General features: G+C 72.0%; 16 protein-coding genes. 4 read left to right on the forward strand and 12 right to left on the reverse strand.

Annotation, left to right across the window (positions count from 1 at the left end; translation table 11 throughout):
• Nucleotides 1–7 precede the first annotated feature (7 nt).
• From ACZ4EG_RS11610 to ACZ4EG_RS11645, 8 genes are all read right to left on the reverse strand, one after another.
• Nucleotides 8–505 carry a hypothetical protein gene (locus tag ACZ4EG_RS11610; protein WP_363299135.1) on the reverse strand — a complete coding sequence of 166 codons (498 nt, stop codon included), beginning with the start codon at nucleotides 503–505 and terminating at the stop codon, nucleotides 8–10.
• Nucleotides 506–554: 49 nt separating this feature from the next.
• Nucleotides 555–3467 carry an ATP-binding protein gene (locus ACZ4EG_RS11615; protein ID WP_467790501.1) on the reverse strand — a complete coding sequence of 971 codons (2913 nt, stop codon included), beginning with the start codon at nucleotides 3465–3467 and terminating at the stop codon, nucleotides 555–557.
• Nucleotides 3468–3632: 165 nt separating this feature from the next.
• Entirely contained in the window at nucleotides 3633–4535 is a 903-nt protein-coding gene (locus ACZ4EG_RS11620; RefSeq protein WP_467790502.1) for a universal stress protein, read from the reverse strand.
• A gap of 151 nt (nucleotides 4536–4686) precedes the next feature.
• Entirely contained in the window at nucleotides 4687–4929 is a 243-nt protein-coding gene (locus tag ACZ4EG_RS11625) for a DUF397 domain-containing protein (protein ID WP_363299132.1), read from the reverse strand.
• A gap of 82 nt (nucleotides 4930–5011) precedes the next feature.
• On the reverse strand, nucleotides 5012–6178 hold the full coding sequence (locus tag ACZ4EG_RS11630; protein ID WP_453550395.1) for a thiolase domain-containing protein: 1167 nt from the start codon (nucleotides 6176–6178) through the stop codon (nucleotides 5012–5014).
• Complete coding sequence (locus tag ACZ4EG_RS11635; RefSeq protein ID WP_467790809.1) at nucleotides 6175–7224, reverse strand: thiolase domain-containing protein; 1050 nt, start codon at nucleotides 7222–7224, stop codon at nucleotides 6175–6177. Before ACZ4EG_RS11635 ends, ACZ4EG_RS11630 begins: the two co-directional genes overlap by 4 nt.
• 14 nt (nucleotides 7225–7238) lie before the next feature.
• On the reverse strand, nucleotides 7239–8207 hold the full coding sequence (locus tag ACZ4EG_RS11640; protein ID WP_467790503.1) for a Zn-ribbon domain-containing OB-fold protein: 969 nt from the start codon (nucleotides 8205–8207) through the stop codon (nucleotides 7239–7241).
• 22 nt (nucleotides 8208–8229) lie between these two features.
• Nucleotides 8230–9030, reverse strand: a complete 801-nt coding sequence (locus ACZ4EG_RS11645) for a crotonase/enoyl-CoA hydratase family protein (protein ID WP_453550400.1) — start codon at nucleotides 9028–9030, stop codon at nucleotides 8230–8232.
• Between the two features lie 188 nt (nucleotides 9031–9218).
• On the opposite strand from ACZ4EG_RS11645, the gene ACZ4EG_RS11650 reads away from it, so the two are divergent.
• Together ACZ4EG_RS11650 and ACZ4EG_RS11655 are read left to right on the forward strand one after the other, a co-directional pair.
• Complete coding sequence (locus tag ACZ4EG_RS11650; protein WP_467790504.1) at nucleotides 9219–10838, forward strand: acyl-CoA synthetase; 1620 nt, start codon at nucleotides 9219–9221, stop codon at nucleotides 10836–10838.
• A gap of 156 nt (nucleotides 10839–10994) precedes the next feature.
• Nucleotides 10995–12836: an alkaline phosphatase family protein gene (locus tag ACZ4EG_RS11655; RefSeq protein WP_467790505.1), complete on the forward strand. Its 1842-nt coding sequence runs from the start codon at nucleotides 10995–10997 to the stop codon at nucleotides 12834–12836.
• A 52-nt stretch (nucleotides 12837–12888) separates the two neighbouring features.
• Here ACZ4EG_RS11655 and ACZ4EG_RS11660 read toward each other — a convergent pair whose 3' ends face one another.
• Nucleotides 12889–13725, reverse strand: a complete 837-nt coding sequence (locus tag ACZ4EG_RS11660; protein ID WP_453550408.1) for an alpha/beta fold hydrolase — start codon at nucleotides 13723–13725, stop codon at nucleotides 12889–12891.
• A 181-nt stretch (nucleotides 13726–13906) separates the two neighbouring features.
• On the opposite strand from ACZ4EG_RS11660, the gene paaK reads away from it, so the two are divergent.
• Nucleotides 13907–15205: a phenylacetate--CoA ligase PaaK gene (gene paaK, locus ACZ4EG_RS11665; protein ID WP_467790506.1), complete on the forward strand. Its 1299-nt coding sequence runs from the start codon at nucleotides 13907–13909 to the stop codon at nucleotides 15203–15205.
• Nucleotides 15206–15225: 20 nt separating this feature from the next.
• On the opposite strand, the gene ACZ4EG_RS11670 is transcribed toward paaK, so the two are convergent.
• Nucleotides 15226–16722 carry an acyl-CoA synthetase gene (locus ACZ4EG_RS11670; protein ID WP_467790507.1) on the reverse strand — a complete coding sequence of 499 codons (1497 nt, stop codon included), beginning with the start codon at nucleotides 16720–16722 and terminating at the stop codon, nucleotides 15226–15228.
• A 110-nt stretch (nucleotides 16723–16832) separates the two neighbouring features.
• Here ACZ4EG_RS11670 and ACZ4EG_RS11675 point away from each other — a divergent pair, with 110 nt between their 5' ends.
• Nucleotides 16833–19244 carry a penicillin acylase family protein gene (locus ACZ4EG_RS11675; protein WP_467790508.1) on the forward strand — a complete coding sequence of 804 codons (2412 nt, stop codon included), beginning with the start codon at nucleotides 16833–16835 and terminating at the stop codon, nucleotides 19242–19244.
• 70 nt (nucleotides 19245–19314) lie between these two features.
• On the opposite strand, the gene ACZ4EG_RS11680 is transcribed toward ACZ4EG_RS11675, so the two are convergent.
• Complete coding sequence (locus tag ACZ4EG_RS11680) at nucleotides 19315–20865, reverse strand: acyl-CoA synthetase (protein ID WP_467790509.1); 1551 nt, start codon at nucleotides 20863–20865, stop codon at nucleotides 19315–19317.
• Nucleotides 20862–21974, reverse strand: coding sequence for an NAD(P)H-dependent flavin oxidoreductase (locus ACZ4EG_RS11685; protein WP_453550420.1), 1113 nt, complete (start codon nucleotides 21972–21974; stop codon nucleotides 20862–20864). The genes ACZ4EG_RS11680 and ACZ4EG_RS11685 overlap by 4 nt, the downstream gene beginning before the upstream one ends.
• Nucleotides 21975–22090: the final 116 nt, after the last annotated feature.

A 22090-nucleotide genomic window follows, 5' to 3' on the forward strand; every position in this document is an offset into this window, starting at 1 on the left:
CCCGCCGTCAGCCCTGCTGGAAAAGCTCTGCCGGGAGCGGCTTCAGCAGGGCGTACAGGTCGTCGGTAATGGGGCGGTCCCAGGCGGCGATGGTGACCAGGACGCCGTCGCTGCGGTCGAACTGGACACAGGAGATCCGGCCCTCGGAGAGCTTCAGGCGCCGCACGATCAGGAGGTTGTCGCCCTGCAGCACCGGCATGTCCTCCGCATCGGTGACGGTCACCTCCTCGTCGTTCTCCAGCGCCAGCAGCAGCTGGGCCACCTCGAAGGGGATCTCGCCCTCGGCCACCTCGCGCGCCGGGGAGCCCTCGGGCAGATTGCCGATGATCATGGCGGGTCCGCGGCCGCCGAACAGGTCGTAGCGCAGGAAGACGCCCTGGCAGCTGCCGTCGGGGGCGGGCAGCAGACCCGCGCCCAGATTGCCGGGCCAGTCGCCCGGATCCATGGCCAGAACGTCGAAGTCGGGCCCGGCGGGAGTGGCGCTGCGGCGGCGGAGGAACGACATGCGGCCATGGTACGTGCATGGACGCGATCGGTGATGTGCGGGAGCCGTCTCAACGGGTGCCGGATCCCCTCCCCCGCCCCAGGGCCGGCGCCAGCCCCGAGGGGTCGGTGCCCAGCTTCCGGTAGACCGCCGACAGCAGGCATATGACGGTCTGCTCGTCCGTGTGGAGTTCCGCTGCGATCTCCGGCTCGGTGCGGCCGGCGACGGTGAGCGTGGCGGCCGTGCGCTCGTGTGTGGTGAGGGTGTCGGTCTCGGCGCTGTGCAGACGGCGGGGGCGCAGTCCGGCGGCGGCGAGCTCGTCGCGGGCCGTCTCGGCGAGGCCGTCGGCGCCGCACTGGGCCGCCGTGTCGAGGCCTCGGTAGAGATGGTCGGCGGCTTCCCTGGTGCGGCCGTTGCGGCGCAATTCGGTGCCCAGGGCGACCAGTGCGCAGGCGAGCTCGTAGGCGGCCGGGGAGCGGTCCAGATGGGTGACGGCCTCCTCCAGGTACTTGACCCGGGCGGAGCCCGAGGACACCTCCGCGGCCGTCCGCAGGGCCTGTCCGATGGCGGACGGGGCGCCGAACTGGCGGGCGCGGCCGACCGCCTCCAGCGCGGTGTCCAGGGCCCGTTCGGGGTCGTCGTGGCTCTGTGCGCGGGCGAGGTGCACCTGCCAGGGGCACCAGGCCGGATTGCGGATGCCCCGGGGGTCGAGGCGGCGTCCGGCGGCCGTGAGCGCGGCGGCCGCTTCCTTGGGCAGGCCGCGGGCCAGGAGCAGTTCGCCGTGCACGGTCTGGGCGTCGGGGAAGACGACGGCGGCCGGGAAGGGTTCCCCGAAGCAGAAGGCGTCGGCGGTCTGGGCGGCCTCCGCGACCCGGCCCCGGGCCAGCAGGACCTCGATCAGGATGCCCATGGCGTACCAGTGGGCGGGGGTGCCGGGCCCGACGCGTTCGGCGAGCCTGAGGCCCGCGCGGACGAAGTCCTCGGCCTCGGCGAGCCGCCCGCGGCGATAGCGGACGTAGGCCAGCAGGGTGTAGGCGAAGGAGAGGTGGGCGCCGCGCCAGCCCTGGTGTTCGTAGTCGGCGATCCCGGCGGCGAAGAGCTCCTCCGTGCGGCCGGGCCGGTCGGCGTACATGAAGGCCAGGGCCACCAGGACCGGGACCTCGAATCCGCGGTCGGGCTCGGCCCAGCGCAGGCCGCCCGAGAGGGCGCGTTCGGCGTGGCGGATGGCGACGGGGGCGGGTTCGCCGCGCAGGATCGCGTCCCAGGTGCGCAGTCCGATGACGTAGCGCTCGGTGAGGTCGCGGCCCTTGAGCCGGTCGGCGAGCCGGGCGAGGCGGCGGGAGCGGGCCGGATGGTCGGGCTCGTCGGCGCGGAAGGCGTCCCACATGAACTGCTCGGCCGCCATGCGCAGCCTGACCCGGGCGTCGCCGGTCAGCCGTATCTCCCGGGCGAGGGTGTCGGAGGCCTCGGCGAGGTGGTCGCTGTGGGCGAGGACCTGGGAGAGGCGGTAGACGATGTTGTGCCGCAGCTCGGGGTCGGCGATGGGCTCGTCGAGGGCGGCGCGCAGATGGTTGACGGTGGTCGCCGGTTCGGTGAGCAGGGAGGCGGAGCCCAGCTCGTACAGGACGGCGGCCCGGTCGGCCGGGAGCGGGGGTTCGCGCAGCGCTCGGGCGAGGTAGCCGCGGGCGGCGTCGGGGGCGCCGGCCCTGAGGGTCTCGCCGGCGGCGGCGCGCAGTTGCTGCACGACCCAGGTGTCGCCGTCGGGGTGGGTCTCCAGGAGGTGACGGCCGGCGGCGGACGGCCCCTGTCCGTCGTTGATCACGCACCAGGCGGCCTGTCCGTGCAGGGCGACCCGGACGCCGGTCGGGATGGCCCGGTAGACGGCGGTGGCGATCAGCGGGTGGACGAACTCCAGGGTGCCCTCGGCGGTCACGTCGCCGGTGAGGATGCGGGCGCCGCGCAGCGCGTCCGCGGCGTCGGCGGCCTCCTCGGGGCCGAGTCCGGCGACGGCGGCGGCGAGCGCCGGATGGATCTCGGTGCCCAGGACGGCGCAGGCCCAGGCGAAGCGGACGGTGGAGGTGCCGAGGCGTTCGAGCCGGGTGATCAGACCGCTGCCCTTGACGGCGGCGGCGAGGTCGCGCAGCAGGGGTGCCCCGGCCTCGGTCGGGGTGAGGCCGCGGTCGCTCACCTTGGCGGTCAGCTCGACGGTCTCGAACGGGTTGCCCGCGGTGACGGCCCAGCACTCGCGGCAGAACGCGTCGTCGGCGTGCGCGCCGAGGGTCTCCCGCACCAGTCGGGTCACGGCGGCCACGCTGAGCGGCTCCAGGCCGAGCGGGCGTCCGCCCGCGCGTCCGGGCAGTCGGCGGAACGACTCGGCGTGGTCGGGCAGTTCGTCGGGCCGGTAGGCGACGACGACCAGCATCGGGAGTTCCTCGGCCCGGGGTGCGAACGCGGCCAGCCAGCGCAGGGATTCGGGGTCGGCCCAGTGCGCGTCGTCGAGGACCAGGACCATCGGGGCGCGGCGCACGGCGAGGTGGGTGAGCACCCAGTCGAGGCCGTCGCCCAGGCCCTGCGGATCGGGCGGGGCGCCCTCGGTGGGGGCGCACAGGCCGAGGGCGGGGCCGACGATGTCGTACCAACTGCCCAGTGACGAGCGCAGTTCGGCCTCCGGCACGCCCGCGAGCTGCGGTTGCAGGAGCTGGCGGGCCACGTGGAAGGCGACGCGCTGTTCCTGGTCGCCGCCGCGGGCGGACAGCACCGTGCAGCCCTGTGCGGTGGCGCGGCGGCGGACCTCGGCGAGGAGGGTGGTCTTGCCGATTCCGGCGCGGCCCGCGAAGGCCAGCAACGCGCCGCGCGGCGGCGCGGGCTGTTCGGCGCCGTCCGCGCGCAGACCGGTGAGCTCGCCCAACGCCTCGTCGATCGCGGCGAGTTCGCTTTCCCGTTCGAGGAGCGTTCGCCTGTTCCGAACGATCCGTTGTTCCATCACTACCCCCCGCCACAGTCGCACCCGCGCGGAGAGCGGGCACGCAGCGTGGCTGTCAGGCACCCCAGCGTACGCCTCGCCGGGACCGCGTGAGCATGATCGGCGGGTACTGCTCGAAACAGGTCCGCGCGGGCTTCCGGTCCCCCCGTACGGAGCGGTCGCGGCTCACTCCTCGGGGGGTGCGGGAGGTACCACCGCGATCGGGCTCGCCGCGTGCAGCAGGACCGCCTGGGTGACGGAGCCCATCATGCGGGCCGGCGCGAGGAGGCGTCGGCGGTGGCGCCCGACGACGACCAGCACGGCGTCCCCGGAGGCGGCCACGAGGTGGCCGGCCGCGTCGCCGGGCAGCGCGTGGACGTCGCAGCGGACGTCCGGGCGCGCCTTGCGGTGCGGGGCGAGGAAGCCCTCGGCCAGGATCCGTGTCTCGTGCTCGACGGCGCTCCGGTCGACGGCGGGCGGGAGCAGTTCACCGGGGGCCGCCAGGCTCGTCACCGGCCACGGGTAGGCGGCGATCACCCGGAGGCGGGCGCCGAGCAGGGCGGCCTCGGTGAAGGCGAAGGCCAGGGCGGCCTCGTCGGGGCTGTCCACGTGCAGGCCGACGACCACCCGGGGGCCGGGCTCGGCCGGCAGTCCCTCGTGAACCTCGCGGCCGGGCCGCGGCACCACGACGACGGGGCACTCGGCGTCCCGGGCGGCGGCAAGGCTGTTGGAGCCGAGCAGCAGGCTGGCGAAGCCGCCGCGCCCCCGGGAGCCCAGCACCAACAGCTGTGCGGTGGCGCTGAGTTCGGGCAGGACGACGGCGGGCGCCCCCACCGGGGCGGTGTACTCCACGTCGAGGCCCTCGCCGCGGCCCGCCAGATGGTCGCGCGCCTGGTCGAGGACGGAGTCGTCGTCCGGTCCGGGCGGCCCCACGACCAGAACGTCGGGCTGGGCCCAGGCGGCGTACTGCCACGCGTGCGCCACCCGCAGCGGGGCGGAGCGTCTGCGGGCGGCCGCGAGGGCCCAGTCCAGGGCACGCAGGCTGTCGTCCGAACCGTCGACCGCGGCGACGACCGGCGCAGTGTTCATCGTTCCTCACCTCCGGAAGGCGACCTCCCCTGTCCGGGGCCAGCCTCGCCGAGGCAGCCGCCCCGGAGGGGCACTACAGGTCGCGTGTCCGGAAAACGGGAACGGAACACCCACCGGTCGGCTCGTCGGCGCCGCTCGCGGCGCCCCGGGCTCAGGTCAGGTCGAACTCCCCTTCCCTCGCCCCGGACACGAAAGCGCCCCACTCCGCGGGTGTGAAGATCAGGGAAGGGCTCTGGGGCCGGCCGCTGTTGCGCATCGCGATGAATCCCTCGACGAAGGCGATCTGGACATCCCCAAGGCCTCGGCTGCTGGACTGCCACTCGGCCCCGCTCAGGTCCAGCTCCGGCTTGTCCCAGCCCACGAGCGGCTGCTGCTGGATGGTGCTCTCGGCCACGTCCGTGCTCCTCCCGATTCGTCGTCCGCGGTCAGCCTAGCGATCGACTCCGACCGCCGACAGGCCACATGAGGAGGACCTTTCAGGTGTCGGGCGCGTCGGATCCCACGAGCCACATCGAGAAGAACTGGGAGCCGCCGCCGTACGCGTGCCCGAGCACTCTGCGGACCCCGTCCACCTGGTGCTCTCCCGCCTGTCCACGGACCTGGAGCGCCGCCTCGGCGAAGCGGATCATGCCCGAGGCGCCGATCGGGTTGGTGGACAGCACACCGCCGGACATGTTGACGGGCAGGTCCCCGTCGAGCTCCGTCACCCCGGACTCGGTGAGCTTCCAGCCCTCGCCCTCCTCGGCGAAGCCGAGGTTCTCCAGCCACATGGGCTCGTACCAGGAGAAGGGCACGTACATCTCGACGGCGTCGATGTCCCGGCGCGGGTCGGCGATCCCGGCCTGCCGGTAGACGTCGGCGGCGCAGTCCTTGCCGGCCTGCGGCGAGACGAAGTCCTTCCCGGCGAACAGCGTGGGCTCGCTGCGCATCGCGCCGCCCAGCATCCAGGCGGGCGGCCGGGGCGCGCGGGCGGCCCCGGCCCGGTCGGTCAGGACCATGGCGCAGGCGCCGTCCGAGGACGGGCAGGTCTCCGAGTAGCGGATGGGGTCCCACAACATGGGGGACGCCTGGACCTTCTCCAGGGTGATGTCGTGCTCGTGGAGATGGGCGTAGGGGTTCTTCAGGGCGTTGCGCCGGTCCTTGTAGGCGACCAGCGAGCCGATCGTGTCGGGGGCGCCGCTGCGCCGCATGTACGCGCGCACATGGGGCGCGAAGAAGCCGCCCGCGCCCGCGAGCAGCGGCTGCTGGAAGGGGACCGGCAGGGACAGGCCCCACATGGCGTTGGATTCGGATTGCTTTTCGAAGGCGAGGGTGAGGACCGTACCGTGGACGCGTGCCGCGACGAGGCCCGCGGCGACCAGCGCGGTGGACCCGCCGACCGAGCCGGCCGTGTGCACCCGCAGCATGGGCTTGCCGACCGCGCCGAGCGCGTCGGCCAGGTACAGCTCCGGCATCATGACGCCCTCGAAGAAGTCGGGCGCCTTGCCGATGACGACGGCGTCGATGTCGGACCAGGTCAGCTCGGCGTCGTCCAGGGCCCGCCGGGCGGCCTCGCGGACGAGTCCGGCGATGGACACGTCCCGGCGGGCCGCCACGTGCTTGGTCTGGCCGATCCCTGTGACGGCCACGGGCTCCTTGCTCATCGTGGATCCCCTTCGAGTACGGCGACCAGGTTCTGCTGCAGACAGGGGCCGGACGTGGCGTGGGCGAGCGCCCGGTCGGACTCGCCACGGTGGATCCGGGCGGCCGCCTCGCCGATCCGGACGAGACCTGCGGCCATGACCGGGTTCGCGGCCAGGGCGCCGCCGGACGGGTTGACGCACACGCCGTCGTCGAGCCGCAGCGCCTTGCGCAGGACGACCTCCTGGGAGGCGAACGGCGCGTGCAGCTCGGCGGTGTCGACGGGCCGTTCGAAGGCACCCGCGCGCTCCGCGGCCAGACGCGTGGAGGGTGAGTCGGTCAGGTCGCGCACGCCCAGTGCGTGCGCCTCGATGCGGTGGTCGAGGCCCCGGATCCAGGCGGGCCGCGCGCACAGGTCCCGGGCCCGCTCGCCGGCCGCGAGGATCACGGCGGCGGCGCCGTCACCGATGGGCGGACAGTCGCCGGTACGCAGGGGCCGTACCAGGTAGTCGCCCCGGGGCACCGGGCCACGCAGCTGCGCATGGGGGTTGTCCGCGGCGGCCGCCCGGCCGCGTGCCCCGACGGCGGCGAGCGCGGGCTCGTCGGTGTCCCCCGCGTCGATGAGCGCCTGCGCCTGGAGCGCGGCCAGCGCCACGGAGTCCGGCCACAGCGGGGCGACGTAGTACGGGTCGAGCTGCCGGGAGAGCACGTCACGGACCGAGCCGGGCGAGGACTTGCCGTACGCGTACACGAGAGCGGTGTCCGCGTCCCCGGTGAGCAGCTTGGTCCACGCCTCGTACAGCGCCCACGCGCCGTCCATCTCCACGTGCGACTCGGAGATGGGCGGCCAGGCCCCCACACCGTCGAGGGCGAGGGTGAAGGAGAAGGCCCGGCCGGCCAGATAGTCGCTGGAGCCGGAGCAGGTGAAGCCGATGTCGGCGGTCTTCAGGCCGGTTTCGCCGAGGACCTCGTGCAGCACCGGCATGAGCATCTCCACCTCGGAGAGCTCCTCGCTGGTGCGCCGGTGCCCGGTCTGCGCGAAGGCCACGACGGCGATGTCCCGCGTCAGGGCGGCTCCTTGCGTCACAGCAGCTCCTTGTAGGCGTCGTAGTCCGCGTCGGGTTCGCCGGTGGGCCGGTAGTGGTCGGGATGGCGGGCCCCGTCCGTCCACACCGGCTCGACGCGCAGACCCATCCGCACCTGGTCGTACGGAATGCCGCCGATACGGCCGTGCAGCGCGAGGCCGGCGCCGTCGAGGGCGATGTGCGCGTAGACGTAGGGCACCTCGATGTCGAGGTTCCGCGCCTTGATGTTGACGATGCAGAAGGTGGTGACCGTGCCGCGGGGACCCACTTCCACCTGTTCGGCTGTGGCGACACCACATGTGGGGCACGCACCTCTGGGCGGGACGTACACCTTGCGGCAGGACGGACAGCGCTCGCCCACGGTCCGCCGTCCGGACAGGGCGGCGATGTAGGCGGACTGTGCGCGGCCGGGCGAGTAGGTGTAGTCGAGGCGGGCGGGGGCGACGATCCCGGTGACGGGGTCCTCGAACTCGCCGCTGTGCGCCTCGGCTTCGGCGCTCTCGCACGCCTCGGTCACCTGTCCCGCATCACCCTCGTACGGCTCGAAGCAGGCGATGTCCGTGATGGCGCCGGAGCGCTCCTCGGCCCAGCGCACGCGCACCCGCATGCCGGTGTGCACGGAGTCGGGGCCGGGCACGTCCAGGACGTGCAGGAGGGCGGTGTCGGCGCCGTCGAGCCGGACCAGGACCCAGGCGAAGGGGGTGCCGAGGGGCTGGCCGCGGCGCGGTTCGTGGTTCCAGGCCCAGGTGGTGACGGTGCCCGTCGGGGCGACCTCGACGAGGTCGCGTATCTCCTCCGCGGTGATGGGGTCGTACTCCACGGGCGGCACGAGGACGTGGCCGTCGCCTGTCCTCACGCCGAGGACGACGCGCTCGCGCAGGCCGGTGAGGAAGGCGCTCTGGACCGGGCCGAGGGAACGGGTGAAGGGGAACTCCACGACCAGGGGGGCGCTCAGGACTTCGGGCATCGAAGGCTCTCTCCTTCGCGGGTCAGGCACGCTTGTAGACGGGGGATCGCTTCTCCGCGAAGGCACGGGCGCCCTCCTTGGCGTCCGCGGTGTCGAAGACCGGCCAGCCACGCCCCAGTTCGGCGGCGAGCCCCTCGGTCTCGGTCAACTCCGCGGTCTCGTACACCGAGGCCTTGACGGCCTCGACGGCCAGCGGGCCACAGGCGTTGACCTGTTCGGCGATCTCCAGGGCCCGGTCGAGCGCGGTGCCGTCGGGGACGACATGGCCGATCAGCCCGATGTCCGCCGCCTCGCGGGCGCTGTAGGGCCTTCCGGTGAGCAGCATCTCCAGTGCGTGGGTGCGCGGGATCTGCCGTTGCAGCCGGACGGTCGAGCCGCCGATCGGAAAGAGCCCGCGCCTGACCTCGAACAGGCCGAAGGTCGCGGACTCGCCCGCGACCCGGATGTCGGTGCCCTGCAGGATCTCCGTCCCGCCCGCGACGCAGTACCCCTCGACGGCGGCGATCACGGGTTTGCGCGGGCGATGGTGGCGCAGCATCGCCTTCCAGTGCAGGTCGGGATCGGCCTTGAGCCGGTCGCGGTAGTGCTCCCCCGCCATGCCCCGGCCGGCCAGTGCCTTGAGGTCCATCCCGGCGCAGAAGGCGCCCCCCGCGCCGGTGAGCACGATCGAGCGGACCGTGTCGTCCTCGTCGGCCTCCAGCCAGCCGTCGTACAGGCCGACGAGCATGGGCAACGAGAGCGCGTTCTTGGCGTCGGGCCTGTTGAGCGTGAGCACCAGTGTGGCGCCCTCGCGCCGCACGGTGAGGTGTTCCGTCCCACCCATCGACCGTCTCCCCTCTGAAAGAACGAGAACAGGTTGCAGTAGGCGCGTGGGCACTTCAAGGGTTTTCTGACAGACAGTCAGATTTCTTGGCACGGACCCTTCCCAGTTGCCGCGCCCTTTGCTCTGATGACCGGCGAACCGTCGGATGCCAGGCACGCCCGCGCGCTGCAACAGGGTCAGGAGGAGCGGTGGAGTACAACCTTGCCGACCTGTTCGAGTCGGTCGTCGACGTGGTCCCGGACCGCGAGGCGCTCGTGTACATCGACCACCCCGGCACGGGCGCCGAGCGCCGGCTCACCTACGCGGAGCTGGACACCGCCGCCAACCGCATCGGCCACCATCTGATCGACAGCGGGATACGCCCCGGCGAGCACCTCGGCCTCCACCTCTACAACGGGATCGAGTACCTGCAGACGGTGCTCGCCTGCCTGAAGGCGCGGATCGTCCCGGTCAACGTCAACTACCGCTATGTGGAAGAGGAGCTGGTGTACCTCTACCGCGACGCGGACCTGGCGGCCCTGGTCTTCGACGCCGAGTTCACCGACCGGGTGGCGGCGGCGCTGCCGCGGGCGGAGAAGCTGCGGCACGTGGTGCGGGTGGGGAGCCCGGCGCCGGGGGCTCGCGAGGTGCCGGCCGTGGCGTTCACACAGGCCGAGGCGGCGGGGTCGCCCGAGCGCGGCTTCCCCGCGCGCTCGGCGGACGACCAGTTCATCATCTACACGGGCGGCACGACCGGGATGCCCAAGGGCGTGATGTGGCGCCAGGAGGACCTGTTCTTCGCGGGGCTGGGCGGCGGGGCGCCGACCGGTGAGCCGGTGAAGAAGCCGGAGGAGCTGGCCGAGCGGGTCGCGGCCGGCGGTTCGGGGATCACCTTCTTCCCCACTCCCCCGCTGATGCACGGCACCTCCACCCTCACCGCGTTCATCGGCTTCCACTTCGGGCAACGGATCGTGCTCCACCGCAAGTTCGTGCCGGAGGAGGTGCTGCGGACCGTCGAGCGGGAGAAGGTCACCAGCATGTCGCTGGTGGGCGACGCGATGCTGCGGCCGCTGATCGACGCCCTGAGCGGGCCCATGAAGGGCACCGACTGCTCCTCCATGTTCAGCGTGTCCTCGTCGGGCGCGATCATGTCGGAGACGGTGCGCAGGCAGTTCCGGGAGCTGGTCCCGAACGCCCTGCTGCTGAACAACTTCGGCTCCTCCGAGTCCGGCTTCAACGGCACGGCCACGGACGACTCCGGTCCCGAGCGCGGCTTCCGCATCCGCGTCAACTCCCGTACGCAGGTGGTGGACCCGGCCACGTACGAGCCGGTCGCGGTGGGCGAGGTCGGCCGGGTCGCCCAGTGCGGTCACGTACCGCTCGGCTACTACAACGACCCCCGGAAAACCGCGGAGACCTTCTTCGAGAAGGACGGCCGGCGCTGGGTGCTGCTGGGCGACATGGCGACCGTCGACGCAGAGGGCGTCGTCACCGTGCTGGGCCGTGGCTCCCAGTGCATCAACACCGGCGGCGAGAAGGTGTACCCGGAGGAGGTCGAGCAGGCGCTCAAGTCCCATCCGGACGTGTACGACGCGCTCGTGGCCGGGGTGCCGGACACCAGGTGGGGCAATCATGTGGCGGCGGTGGTGCAACTGCGCAAGGGCGCGGACCGGCTGTCCCTGACCGACCTCCAGAATCACTGCCGTGCGCAGCTGGCCGGTTACAAGATCCCGCGCCAGCTCGTGATCACCGAGTCCATCCAGCGGTCGCCGAGCGGCAAGGCGGACTACCGGTGGGCGCGGGAGGTGGCGGTGGCCGCGGACCGGTAGGGCGGCGTACGGCGGGCCTGAGCAGCGTACTCTGTGCGGGCGGTCGACCCGGTGTTGAACAAACGGTGACGGTCGGCCGTACGGGTGATGACGGGCCCGGCATCCCGAGCCTGGTCCACCGCACGAGCACCGGGCCACGCACGGAAGGACCTTCGGGTGTCGCACCTCACGCCTCCTCGTCAACTGCCGGACGCCGATACGGAATCGGAGCCGGACGCGGACACGGGCACGGACGCCAAGGGGAGCGACACACCGGACACCGGGGGCACCCCGGAGGCCGAGCCCGCCTCGCAGGACTCAGCAGGCCCGGAGGACTCGACAACCCCGCAGAGCGACCCCGTATCCCCCGGCTGGTTCGGCTGGCGCCGCAAGTACCCGCGGGTCGCGCGCGGCGTGTACATGGGGACCACGGTGCTCGCCGCCGCCCTCGTGCTCGGCGCGCTGCTGCTGCCGAACCAGCTCGACCGGCTCACGGTCTCCGCGTTCCTGCGCATCCCCGCGGAAGGAATCCTCCTCGCCGGCCTGCTGCTCGCGCTGCCGCCGCGGCCGAGGCGGATCACGGCGGTGGCCGCGGGCGTGCTGCTGGGCCTGCTCACCATCCTGAAGTGCATCGACATGGGCTTCTACGAGGTATTGGTGCGCCCCTTCGACCTGGTCCTCGACTGGATCCTGCTCGACGCCGCCGCGGAGTGGATGAGGGAGTCCTTCGGCCGCACCGGCGAACTGTTCGCCATCGCCGCGGTGCTCGTCCTCGTCGTCGCCGTCCTCGTCCTCACGACGCTCGCGATGGTGCGCCTGTCGAACCTGATGGTCCGACACCGCCCGGTGGCCGCCCGCACCACACTGATCCTCGGCACCGCATGGATCACCTGCGTCACCGTCGGCCTGCAGTTCGGCGACACTCCGGTCGCAGCCAAGATCGACGCCGAGCTGATCGACAACCGCGTCCAGCAGGTGCAGGCGGGTCTCCAGGACGCCCGTGTCTTCCAGCGGCAGGCAGCCGTCGACGCCTTCGCGAAGACACCGCCCGACCAGCTGCTCACCGGACTGCGCGGCAAGGATGTGCTGTTCACCTTCATCGAGAGCTATGGCCGTACGGCGATCGACGACCCGGCGATGGCCCCGCGCATCGACGAGGTCCTCAAGGAGGGCACCGCCGGCCTCAAGGCGGCCGGGTTCGAGTCGCGCAGCGGCTGGCTCAGGTCGCCGGTGACGGGAGCCGGCAGCTGGCTCGCCCACTCCACGTTCCTGTCCGGCCTGTGGATCAAGAACCAGCAGCGCTACCGGAACCTGACGTCCAGCGACCGCATGACCCTCACCCGCTACTTCCGCAAGACGGGTGCCTGGAACACGGTCGGCATCGTGCCCGGAGTGCGCCGGGCCTGGCCCGAGGGGAAGTTCTTCGGCCTCGACCACATCTACGACTCCGAGCACCTCGGCTACCACGGCCCGTACTTCAGCTGGACCCCGGTGCCCGATCAGTTCAGCCTGGAGGCGTTCCAGCGGCTGGAGTTCGGCAAGAAGGACCGGGGCCCGCTGATGGCGGAGATCATCCTCGCCTCCAGCCACAACCCCTGGGCGCCCGTCGCCCACATGATCGACTGGAACGACCTCGGCGACGGCTCGGTCTTCGAGCAGATCAAGAAGGAGGGCAAGGACCCCAAGGAGGTCTGGAAGAACGCGGAGAGCGTGCGCACCGAGTACCGGGGCGCCATCGAGTACTCGCTGCGCAGCCTGACCGAGTTCATGGAGCGGTACGGCGACAAGAACACGGTCCTGGTCTTCCTCGGCGACCACCAGCCCGTGCCCACCGTCACCGCCGGCAGCACCAGCCGCGAGGTGCCGGTCACGATCGTCGCCCATGACCCGAAGGTCCTGGACCGGATCTCCGACTGGGGCTGGACCGAGGGGCTCAAGCCGGCGAAGGACGCGCCCATCTGGGCGATGAACAAGTTCCGCGACCGCTTCATGACGGCGTACGGCCCGAACGCCGGCTGATCCCCCTCACCGGCTCAGGAAGGCGACGGCTCACCGGTCCAGGAACGACCATTCACCGGTCCAGAAAGGCGACGACCCGGCGTACGAACCACTCCGGGTCGTCCAGCCACGGGTGGTGCCCGGCGCCGGGCTGGACGGTGAGCTCGGCGTTCGGAAAGGCCTCGGCGGTGCGGCGGGCGAGGTCGGGGCGGGGGCCGCCGTCGAGTTCGCCCGCGTGCACGAGGACCGGGGCGGTCAGGGCGGTGAGTGCGGCGCGGGTCGCGTCCGGGTCGAAGGCGCCGTCGGCGAAGTAGCGGCCCTCCGCCTCCTCGTTGGTCTGTTCCTCGGTCGCCGCGTCGAGGGCACGGGCGGCATCGTCCCAGCGGCCGAAGTAGAAGGGGGCGAGCGCCGGGTCGAAGTCGGCCTGCCCCGTCAGCCAGGCCTCCAGCGCCGGGAACCCCTTCTCGAACCACGGCTCGTGCGCGCGCAGCCGGGCCGCCGCCAGCCGGTCGTCGACGGTGGTCCGCATACCGAGGGCCGACGGATTGGGAGTGATCAGCGCGAGCCGCCGCACCCGTGCCGGATACCGTGCCGCGTACAGGATCGCCAGGCTCCCGGCCGCCGAGTGCGCGAGCAGATCCATCCGCTCCAGCCCCATGTGGGCGCGCAATGCCTCCACGTCGTCGACCATGTGGTCGCAGCGGTACGTCGCCGGATCCGCCGGGACCGCGGAGTCGCCGGTCCCCCGCAGGTCGAGCAGGATCAGTCGGCGGTGGGCGGTGAGTCCCCCCAGGTCTCCCAGGTAGACGGAGGCCCGCATCGGTCCCCCGGGCAGGACGACGAGGGGTTCGCCCTCGCCGCGCAGGTGGTGGGCGAGCTCGGTCCCGTCGGGTGCGGTGAAGGTCGGCATGCCGTCGATCATCGGGGTGGACCGGGACCGGTCGCAACGGAGTTCCCTCGGAGCCCGACCGGGCGGAAAATCCTGGTGGAGCTCTTGCCCCGGCTTCGGCGGCCTGGATTACTGATCCCGGGTGGGGCGACCGAATGATCGGTCGCCCGGATCGATGTGCTCGGCGAGGGAGAGGTGCCCCATGGCTGATGGTGCGACGGAGCTGCTCGACGCGGGGGAACGGCTCGACGCGGAGGCACTCGCGGCACTGCAGCTGGAGCGGATGCGCGCCTCCCTGCGGCACGCCTACGAGCACGTGCCCTTCTACCGGGAGTCCTTCGACAAGGCCGGAGTCCGGCCGGAGGACTGCCGATCCCTGGCCGACCTGGCCCGCTTCCCCTTCACCACCAAGGCCGACCTGCGGGAGAACTATCCGTACGGGATGTTCGCCGTGCCCCGCGACCGTATTCGCCGGATCCACGCGTCGAGCGGCACCACGGGACGCCCCACGGTGGTCGGCTATACGGAGAACGACCTTTCCATGTGGGCGGACATGGTGGCGCGCTCGATCCGGGCGGCGGGCGGCCGCCCCGGCGACACGGTGCATGTGGCCTACGGCTATGGGTTGTTCACGGGCGGTCTGGGCGCCCACTACGGTGCCGAGCGACTGGGCTGTACGGTCGTCCCCGCGTCCGGTGGTATGACGGCCCGCCAGGTCCAGCTGATCCAGGACCTCCGGCCCGGAATCATCATGGTCACCCCGTCGTACATGCTCACCCTGCTCGACGAGTTCGAACGGCAGGGCGTCGACCCGCGCGGGACCTCGCTGCGGGTCGGCGTGTTCGGTGCCGAGCCGTGGACGGAGGAGATGCGGCGCGAGATCGAGGAGCGGTTCGCGATCGACGCCGTCGACCTCTACGGGCTCTCCGAGGTGATCGGGCCGGGTGTCGCCCAGGAGTGCGTGGAGACCAAGGACGGACTGCACATCTGGGAGGACCACTTCTTCCCGGAGGTCGTGGACCCGATCACGGGCGAGGTGCTCCCGGACGGCGAGGAGGGCGAGCTGGTCTTCACCTCGCTCACCAAGGAGGCCATGCCGGTGGTCCGTTACCGGACCCGCGATCTGACCCGGCTGCTGCCGGGCACGGCGCGGGTGTTCCGGCGCATGCAGAAGGTGACCGGGCGCAGCGACGACATGGTGATCGTGCGCGGGGTCAACCTGTTCCCGACCCAGATCGAGGAGATCGTGCTGCGCACACCGGGCGTCGCGCCGCACTTCCAGCTGCGCCTCACCCGGGAGGGCCGCCTCGACGCGCTCACGGTACGGGCCGAGGCGCGTCCCGGCGCCACACCCGAGGCGCGCAAGGAGGCCGCGCGGGTCGTCGCCGCGGCCGTGAAGGACGGGATCGGCGTGTCCGTGGGCGTCGAGATCGTCGAACCGGAGTCGCTGGAGCGCTCGGTGGGCAAGATCCGCCGGATCGTGGACCTGCGTCCGCGGTAGGTGCCGTCGCGGGTCGGCGGTCAGCCGCCGAAGCGGTCGCGCAGCTCGCGCTTCAGGATCTTCCCGCTCGCGTTGCGCGGCAACGCGTCCACGAACAGGACCCGTTTGGGCGCCTTGAAGGATGCGAGCCGCTCGCGTGCGTGGGCGATCAGCTCGGTCTCGGTGACCTCGCCGCGCGGCACGACGACCGCCGTGACGGCCTCGATCCACCGCTCGTCGGGGAGGCCGATCACGGCGGCCTCGGCGACTGCTTCGTGGGTGTACAGGGCGTCCTCGACCTGCCGTGAAGCGATCAGCACACCACCGGAGTTGATGACGTCCTTCACCCGGTCGACGATCGTGAAGTAGCCGTGCGCGTCCCGCACCGCGAGGTCGCCGGAGTGGAACCAGCCGTCGCGGAAGGCGGCCGCGGTCTCCTCGGGCTTGTCCCAGTAGCCCTCGCACAACTGCGGTGAGCGGTAGACGATTTCACCGGGCGTGCCGTCGGGCACCTCCTCGCCGTCCTCGTCCACCACCCGCGCGTCCACGAACAGCACGGTGCGGCCGCAGGAGTCCAGCCTGCCCTTGTGCTCGTCGGGCGCGAGCACCGTGGCCAGGGGGCCGATCTCGCTCTGGCCGAAGCAGTTGTAGAACGCGAGCGCGGGCAGCCGTTCGCGCAGCCGCTCCAGCACGGGCACCGGCATGATCGACGCCCCGTAGTAGGCCTTGCGCAGACCGCTCAGGTCCCGGGTCGCGAAGTCGGGCCGGTTCGACAGCGCGATCCACACGGTGGGCGGCGCGAACAGGCTGTCCACGCGCCCGTCCTCGATCAGGTCGAAGAGCGTGTCCCCGTCCGGTGCGTCGAGGATGATGTTGGTCGCGCCGATCGCCAGGCAGGGCAGCAGGAACACATGCATCTGGGCCGAGTGGTACAGCGGCAGCGCGTGCACGGGCCGGTCGCCGGCGCTCAGGTCGAGGGCGGTGATGGCGCTCAGGTACTCGTGCACCAGGGACCGGTGGGTCATCATCGCGCCCTTGGGGAGCGCGGTGGTGCCCGAGGTGTACAGCAGCTGCACGAGGTCCTCGGTGCGCGGTTCGGGACCGTCGTACGGCTGTGCCGTCGCGAGTCCCGCGAGGAGCGAGTCGTCGGCGTCCCGCAACGGCAACACCCATACGTCCTCGGGCAGTCGGCCGGCGAGGTCGGGGTCGGCCAGCACGAGCGTGCTGCCCGACTGGCCGACGATGTACGCGAGGTCGTCGCCGGTCAGGTTCTGGTTCACCGGCACGTGCACGAGGCCCGCCCGGGCGCAGGCGAGGAAGGCGATGAGGTAGGCGTCGGAGTTGTGGCCGTAGGCGCCGACCCGGTCGCCGGGGGCGAGGCCCTGGGCGAGGAGCACACCCGCCGCGCGGGAGACGGCGTCGTCCAGTTCCTCGTACGTCCATCTGCGCTCGCGGTACTCCACCGCGATACGCGCGGGGGTGCGCCGGGCGCTGCGCCGCAGCACCCCGTCAACCGTGCTGCCCTGTCCCTGCGTCATGGCACATGATCCTCTGTCCCCCGCTCGAGGAGGTCAAGAACCCGGGAGCCCGGACACATACCCGTTGGTACGCTCAACCGCTCCTTCCCTCAATGACGTTGGGAGGCACGATGCGCATCCGCTTGAAACGGCTCGCCGTCACGGCCGCCGCCCTGCTCACCGCGACCGCCGCCCTGCCGGCGGCGGCCGCGCAGCCGGTGCAGCGACAGGAACACCCGTCGCACGGCGGCCTGTCCGCCGTCATCCGCTACACCGAGTACGGCATCCCGCACATCCTCGCGAAGAACTACGCCGGCCTGGGCTTCGGCACCGGCTGGGCGCAGGCCGCCGACCAGGTGTGCACGCTGGCGGACGGTTTCGTGACCCTGCGCGGGGAACGCTCCCGGTACTTCGGACCGGACGCGGCCACCGATCTCTCCCTCTCCTCGGCCACGACGAACCTCGCCAGTGACCTCTACTTCCGCGGGGTGCGGGACGCCGGGACGGTACCCAGGCTGTTCGCCGAGCCGGCGCCGCTCGGCCCGACCGGCGAGGTGAAGGACCTGATGCGCGGCTTCGCGGCGGGCTACAACGCCTGGCTGAAGAAGCACCGGATCAGCGATCCGGCGTGCAAGGGCGCCGCATGGGTCAGACCGGTCACCACGCTCGACGTGGCCACCCGCAGCTACGCCCTCGCCGTCCTCGGCGGCCGGGGACGCGCCGTGGACGGGATCACCGCCGCACAGCCACCGGCCGGCACGACGCCCACGACCGGCGCCCCGGACGCGGCCGCCACCGCCCGGGCCGCCCGTGCGCTGCTGTCCGCCGACAACGCCGACATGGGCTCGAACGCGGTCGTCTTCGACGGAGCCACCACGGCGAACGGCCGTGGGCTGCTCCTGGGCAACCCGCACTACCCGTGGCAGGGCGGACGCCGCTTCTGGCAGTCGCAGCAGACGATCCCCGGAAAGCTGAACGTCATGGGCGGCTCGCTGCTCGGCTCGGCCACGATCTCCATCGGGCACAACTCCCATGTGGCCTGGAGCCATACCGTCTCCACGGGCGTCCCGCTCGATCTGGAGCAGCTCACCCTGGATCCGTCCGACCCGACGGTCTATCACGTCGACGGCACCCGGGAGCACATGACCCGGCGGACCGTCACGGTCCCGGTCGCGGGCGGAGCGCCGGTGACCCGGACCCAGTGGTGGACGCGGTACGGCCCGGTGGTCACCTCGCTCGGCCCCACGGTGCCCCTGCCCTGGACGTCCACGACGGCGTACGCGCTGAACGACCCGAACGCCGAGAATCTGCGTTTCCCCGACACGGGGCTCGGCTTCAGCAAGGCCCGCAGCACGGCCGACGTCCTCGCGGCGGTCGAGCGGACGCAGGGCCTGCCCTGGGTGAACACGTTCGCCGCCGACTTTGCGGGGCACACGCTGTTCACCCAGGCGCAGGTGCTCCCGCGCATCACCGACGAGCTGGCGCGGCGCTGTTCCACGGCGCTCGGCAAGGTCACCTACCCCTCGTCCGGGCTCGCGGTCCTCGACGGCTCGCGCGGCGACTGCGCGCTCGGCAGCGACGCCGACGCCGTGCAGCCGGGGATCTTCGGGCCCGCGCGCATGCCCGCGCTCCGCGACGCGCCGTACGCGGAGAACTCGAACAACAGCGCCTGGCTGACCAATCCGGACCGGCCGCTGACCGGGTACGAGCGGATCTTCGGCGACACCGGCACGCCCCGCTCGCTGCGCACGCGCGGTGCGCTGGACGACGTTGCCGCGCTGGCCCGACGGGGTCGTCTGACCGTGGCCGACCTGCAGCGGCAGGAGTTCGCGAACCGGGTGACCGCGGGGAACCTGATCGCGAACGACACGGCGAAGGCGTGCGCCGCGCTGCCCGGCGGCACGGCGACGGGCAGTTCCGGCAAGGCCGTCGACGTGAGCGAGGCGTGCGGGGTGCTGGCGGCCTGGGACCGCACGGCGCACAGCGGGAGCCGGGGCGCGCTGTTGTTCGACCGGTTCTGGAGGAACCTGACGGCGGACGTGCCGCCGGCGCAGCTGTGGAAGGTGCCGTTCTCCACGGCGGACCCGGTGCACTCGCCGAACACCCTGAACACGGCCGCGCCGGGCTTCACCACGGCCCTCGCCGACACGGTCGCCGAGCTGCGCGCGGCCGGTGTCGCCCTCGACTCCCCGCTGAGCGAGCGTCAGTACGTCGTGCGCGACGGGCGGCACATACCGGTGCCGGGCGGCACCGAGTCGCTCGGCGTGTGGAACAAGGTCGAGCCCGTGTGGGACGCGGCCCAGGAGGCCTATACCGAGGTGAGCTTCGGCTCCAGCTACATCCAGGCGGTGGGCTGGGACGGCGGTCCCTGCCCGGTGGCCCGCACGCTGCTGACGTACTCCCAGTCCTCGAACCCGAAGTCGTCCCACTACAGCGACCAGACCCGCCTGTACTCCCAGGAGCGGTGGGTGACGTCGCGGTTCTGCGAGAAGGACATCCTGTCGTCGCCCTCGCTGAACGTGGTGAGGGTTTCCGACCACTGACGGCCCCGAGGGTGTGGTCCCGGCCCCCATGGGGCGGGGCCACACCCTTTCTTCTGACAGCTGGTGCCGCTCACACGGGTCGTGTGCGGCCCTCCCAGTACGGGTCCCGCAGCCGTCGCTTGTACAGCTTGCCGTTGGGGTCGCGCGGCATCTCGGCGATGAAGTCGATGCTCCTGGGCCGTTTGTAGCCGGCGAGCCGCTGCGCGCAGTGGCCGAGGAGGGCGGCGGCGAGATCCGGTCCGGGCTCGTGCCCCGGGGCGGGCTCCACGACGGCCTTGACCTCCTCGCCCCAGTCGTCGTGCGGGATGCCGAAGGCAGCGGCGTCGGCGACGGCGGGATGGGCGAGCAGCGCGGACTCGATCTCGGCGGGATAGATGTTGACCCCACCCGAGATGATCATGTCGATCTTGCGGTCGCGCAGGAAGAGATAGCCGTCCTCGTCGAGACAGCCCAGGTCGCCGACGGTGAAGAAGTCACCGATGCGGTTCTTCCTCGTCTTGGCCTCGTCCTTGTGGTACGAGAAGCCGCCGGTGTTCATCTTCAGGTAGACGGTGCCGAGTTCACCGGGCGGGAGCCGGTTGCCGTCGTCGTCGAAGATCGCGAGCTCGCTGATCGGCCAGGCCTTGCCGACGGTGCCGGGCTTCTTCAGCCAGTCCTCGGCGGTCGCGAAGGCACCGCCGCCCTCGCTGGCCGCGTAGTACTCCTCCACACAGTGCCCCCACCAGTCGATCATGGCCCGTTTCACATGGTCGGGGCAGGGGGCGGCACCGTGGATGGCGTGCCGCATGGACGAGACGTCGTACGCCTGCCTGGTGCGTTCCGGGAGTGCGAGGAGCCGGTGGAACTGTGTCGGGACCATATGTGTGTGCGTGCACCGGTGGGCGTCGATGAGACGGAGCATCTCCTCGGGGGTCCACTTGTCCATCAGCACCAGCCGGTGGCCGATGTGCAGGGATGCGCCAGCGAACTGGAGCACGGCCGTGTGGTAGAGCGGTGAGCAGACGAGGTGCACGTTGTCGTCGTACGGCTTGATGCCGAAGATGCCGAGGAAGCCGCCGAGGTAGGCCTCCTCGGGGGTCTTGCCGGGCAGGGGGCGGCGGATGCCGCGCGGGCGGCCGGTGGTGCCCGAGGTGTAGTTCATGACCCAGCCGAGGGTGCGGTCCGCGGGCGCCGACCCGGGCTGCCCGTCGAGGAGTTCGGCGTACGGCCGGAAACCCTCCACGTCGCCGACCGCGAACCGGTGGGTGGCGGGGAGGCCGGCCTCGTCGGCGGCGTGCCGGGCGGGTCCGGCGAACCGTTCGTGGGCGATCAGCACCTTCGCGCCGGAGTCGGAGACGATCCAGGCGATCTCCGGGCCGACGAGGTGGTGGTTGACGGGGACGAGATAGAACCCGGCCTGACTGGCGGCGAGGTAGGCGATGAAGAACTCGACGCCGTTGGGCAGCACGACCGCGAAGGCGTCGCCGTGTTCCAGGCCCGCGGCACGCAGGCCGTGCACCAGCCGGTTGGCGGCGGCGTGCAGCCGGCCGGCGGTCCACTGCTCGCCGTCGGGGGCGACCAGGATCATGCGGTCGGGGTCCTGGGCGGCCTGGGCCCAGAAGCCGACGGGGGGTGTGCTCACGACCGGCCGCTCCTTCCGGCGATGCGGTTGATGCGGTCGACGGCCTGCTCGAAGCCCCGGGTGAGGTCGTCGAAGACGGCCTGGACGCTGCGCTGACTCGTCATCCGGCCGACGATCTGGCCGACGGGTGTGCCGAGCAGTGGCTCGACCTCGTGCTTCTGGATGCGGGAGACCGCCTCGGCGACCAGCAGACCCTGCAGGGGCATGGGCAACGTGCCGGGCCCGCCCGGGTCGTCCCAGGCGTCGGTCCATTCGGTACGGAGCTGACGTGCGGGCTTCCCGGTCAGGGCGCGCGAGCGGACGGTGTCGCCGGACCCGGCGGCGAGGAGCTTACGGGTCAGTGCGGGCGAGTGGAGGTCGGCTTCTGTGGTGGTCAGCCATATGGAGCCCAGCCACACACCCTGGGCGCCGAGGCTCAGGGCGGCCGCCACCTGTTGTCCACTGCCGATCCCGCCCGCGGCCAGCACCGGCAGCGGGTCGACGGCGTCGACTACCTCGGGAGTCAGCACCATGGAGGCGATCTCGCCGGTGTGGCCGCCCGCCTCGTAGCCCTGGGCCACGACGATGTCGATGCCCGCCTCCTGGTGTTTGCGGGCGTGCCGGGCGCTGCCCGCGAGCGCGGCGACGAGCACACCCCGGTCGTGGGCGCGGGCCACCACGTCGGCGGGCGGGGAGCCGAGGGCGTTGGCGAGCAGTCCGATCGGGTAGTCGAAGGCGACGTCGAGCTGGGTGCGGGCGACCTGCTCCATCCAGCCGGTGATGCGCCACCCGGAGGCCTCGCCCTCGGCGAGTTCGGGCACGCCGTACTTGGTGAGGGTGTCCCGGACGAACTGCCGGTGTCCCTCGGGGATCATCGCCTCGACGTCCGCCTCGGTGACGCCCTCGACCTTCTTCGCGGGCATGACGACGTCCAGGCCGTAGGGCCGGCCGTCGATGTGCGCCTCGATCCAGTCGAGATCGCGTTTGAGGTCGTCGGGGGCCGTGTAGCGGACCGCGCCGAGCACTCCGAAGCCGCCGGCCCGGCTGATGGCCGCGGCGACGGCGGGGAACGGCGTGAAGCCGAAGACGGCGTGCTCGACTCCCAGTTGCTTGCTCAGCTCCGTCTGCATGGGCGCAGGATGCCGCAGTCCTGCGGACGACGGAAGAGGTTTTCTGATGCTCCGTCAGATTTCTCCTTCCGGCTCCCGCGCTGCCGCGGTACACGCACGCCTCATTGACACATCCC

It is taken from the genome of Streptomyces sp. NPDC025638 (assembly GCF_055558775.1).

Coding starts and splice junctions, on each gene's coding strand:
- ACZ4EG_RS11610 (WP_363299135.1), bottom strand. CDS start 505: ATGTCGTTCCTCCGCCGCCGCAGCGCCACTCCCGCCGGGCCCGACTTC.
- ACZ4EG_RS11615 (WP_467790501.1), bottom strand. CDS start 3,467: ATGGAACAACGGATCGTTCGGAACAGGCGAACGCTCCTCGAACGGGAA.
- ACZ4EG_RS11620 (WP_467790502.1), bottom strand. CDS start 4,535: ATGAACACTGCGCCGGTCGTCGCCGCGGTCGACGGTTCGGACGACAGC.
- ACZ4EG_RS11630 (WP_453550395.1), bottom strand. CDS start 6,178: ATGAGCAAGGAGCCCGTGGCCGTCACAGGGATCGGCCAGACCAAGCAC.
- ACZ4EG_RS11640 (WP_467790503.1), bottom strand. CDS start 8,207: ATGCCCGAAGTCCTGAGCGCCCCCCTGGTCGTGGAGTTCCCCTTCACC.
- ACZ4EG_RS11645 (WP_453550400.1), bottom strand. CDS start 9,030: ATGGGTGGGACGGAACACCTCACCGTGCGGCGCGAGGGCGCCACACTG.
- ACZ4EG_RS11660 (WP_453550408.1), bottom strand. CDS start 13,725: ATGCCGACCTTCACCGCACCCGACGGGACCGAGCTCGCCCACCACCTG.
- paaK (WP_467790506.1), top strand. CDS start 13,907: ATGGCTGATGGTGCGACGGAGCTGCTCGACGCGGGGGAACGGCTCGAC.
- ACZ4EG_RS11670 (WP_467790507.1), bottom strand. CDS start 16,722: ATGACGCAGGGACAGGGCAGCACGGTTGACGGGGTGCTGCGGCGCAGC.
- ACZ4EG_RS11675 (WP_467790508.1), top strand. CDS start 16,833: ATGCGCATCCGCTTGAAACGGCTCGCCGTCACGGCCGCCGCCCTGCTC.
- ACZ4EG_RS11685 (WP_453550420.1), bottom strand. CDS start 21,974: ATGCAGACGGAGCTGAGCAAGCAACTGGGAGTCGAGCACGCCGTCTTC.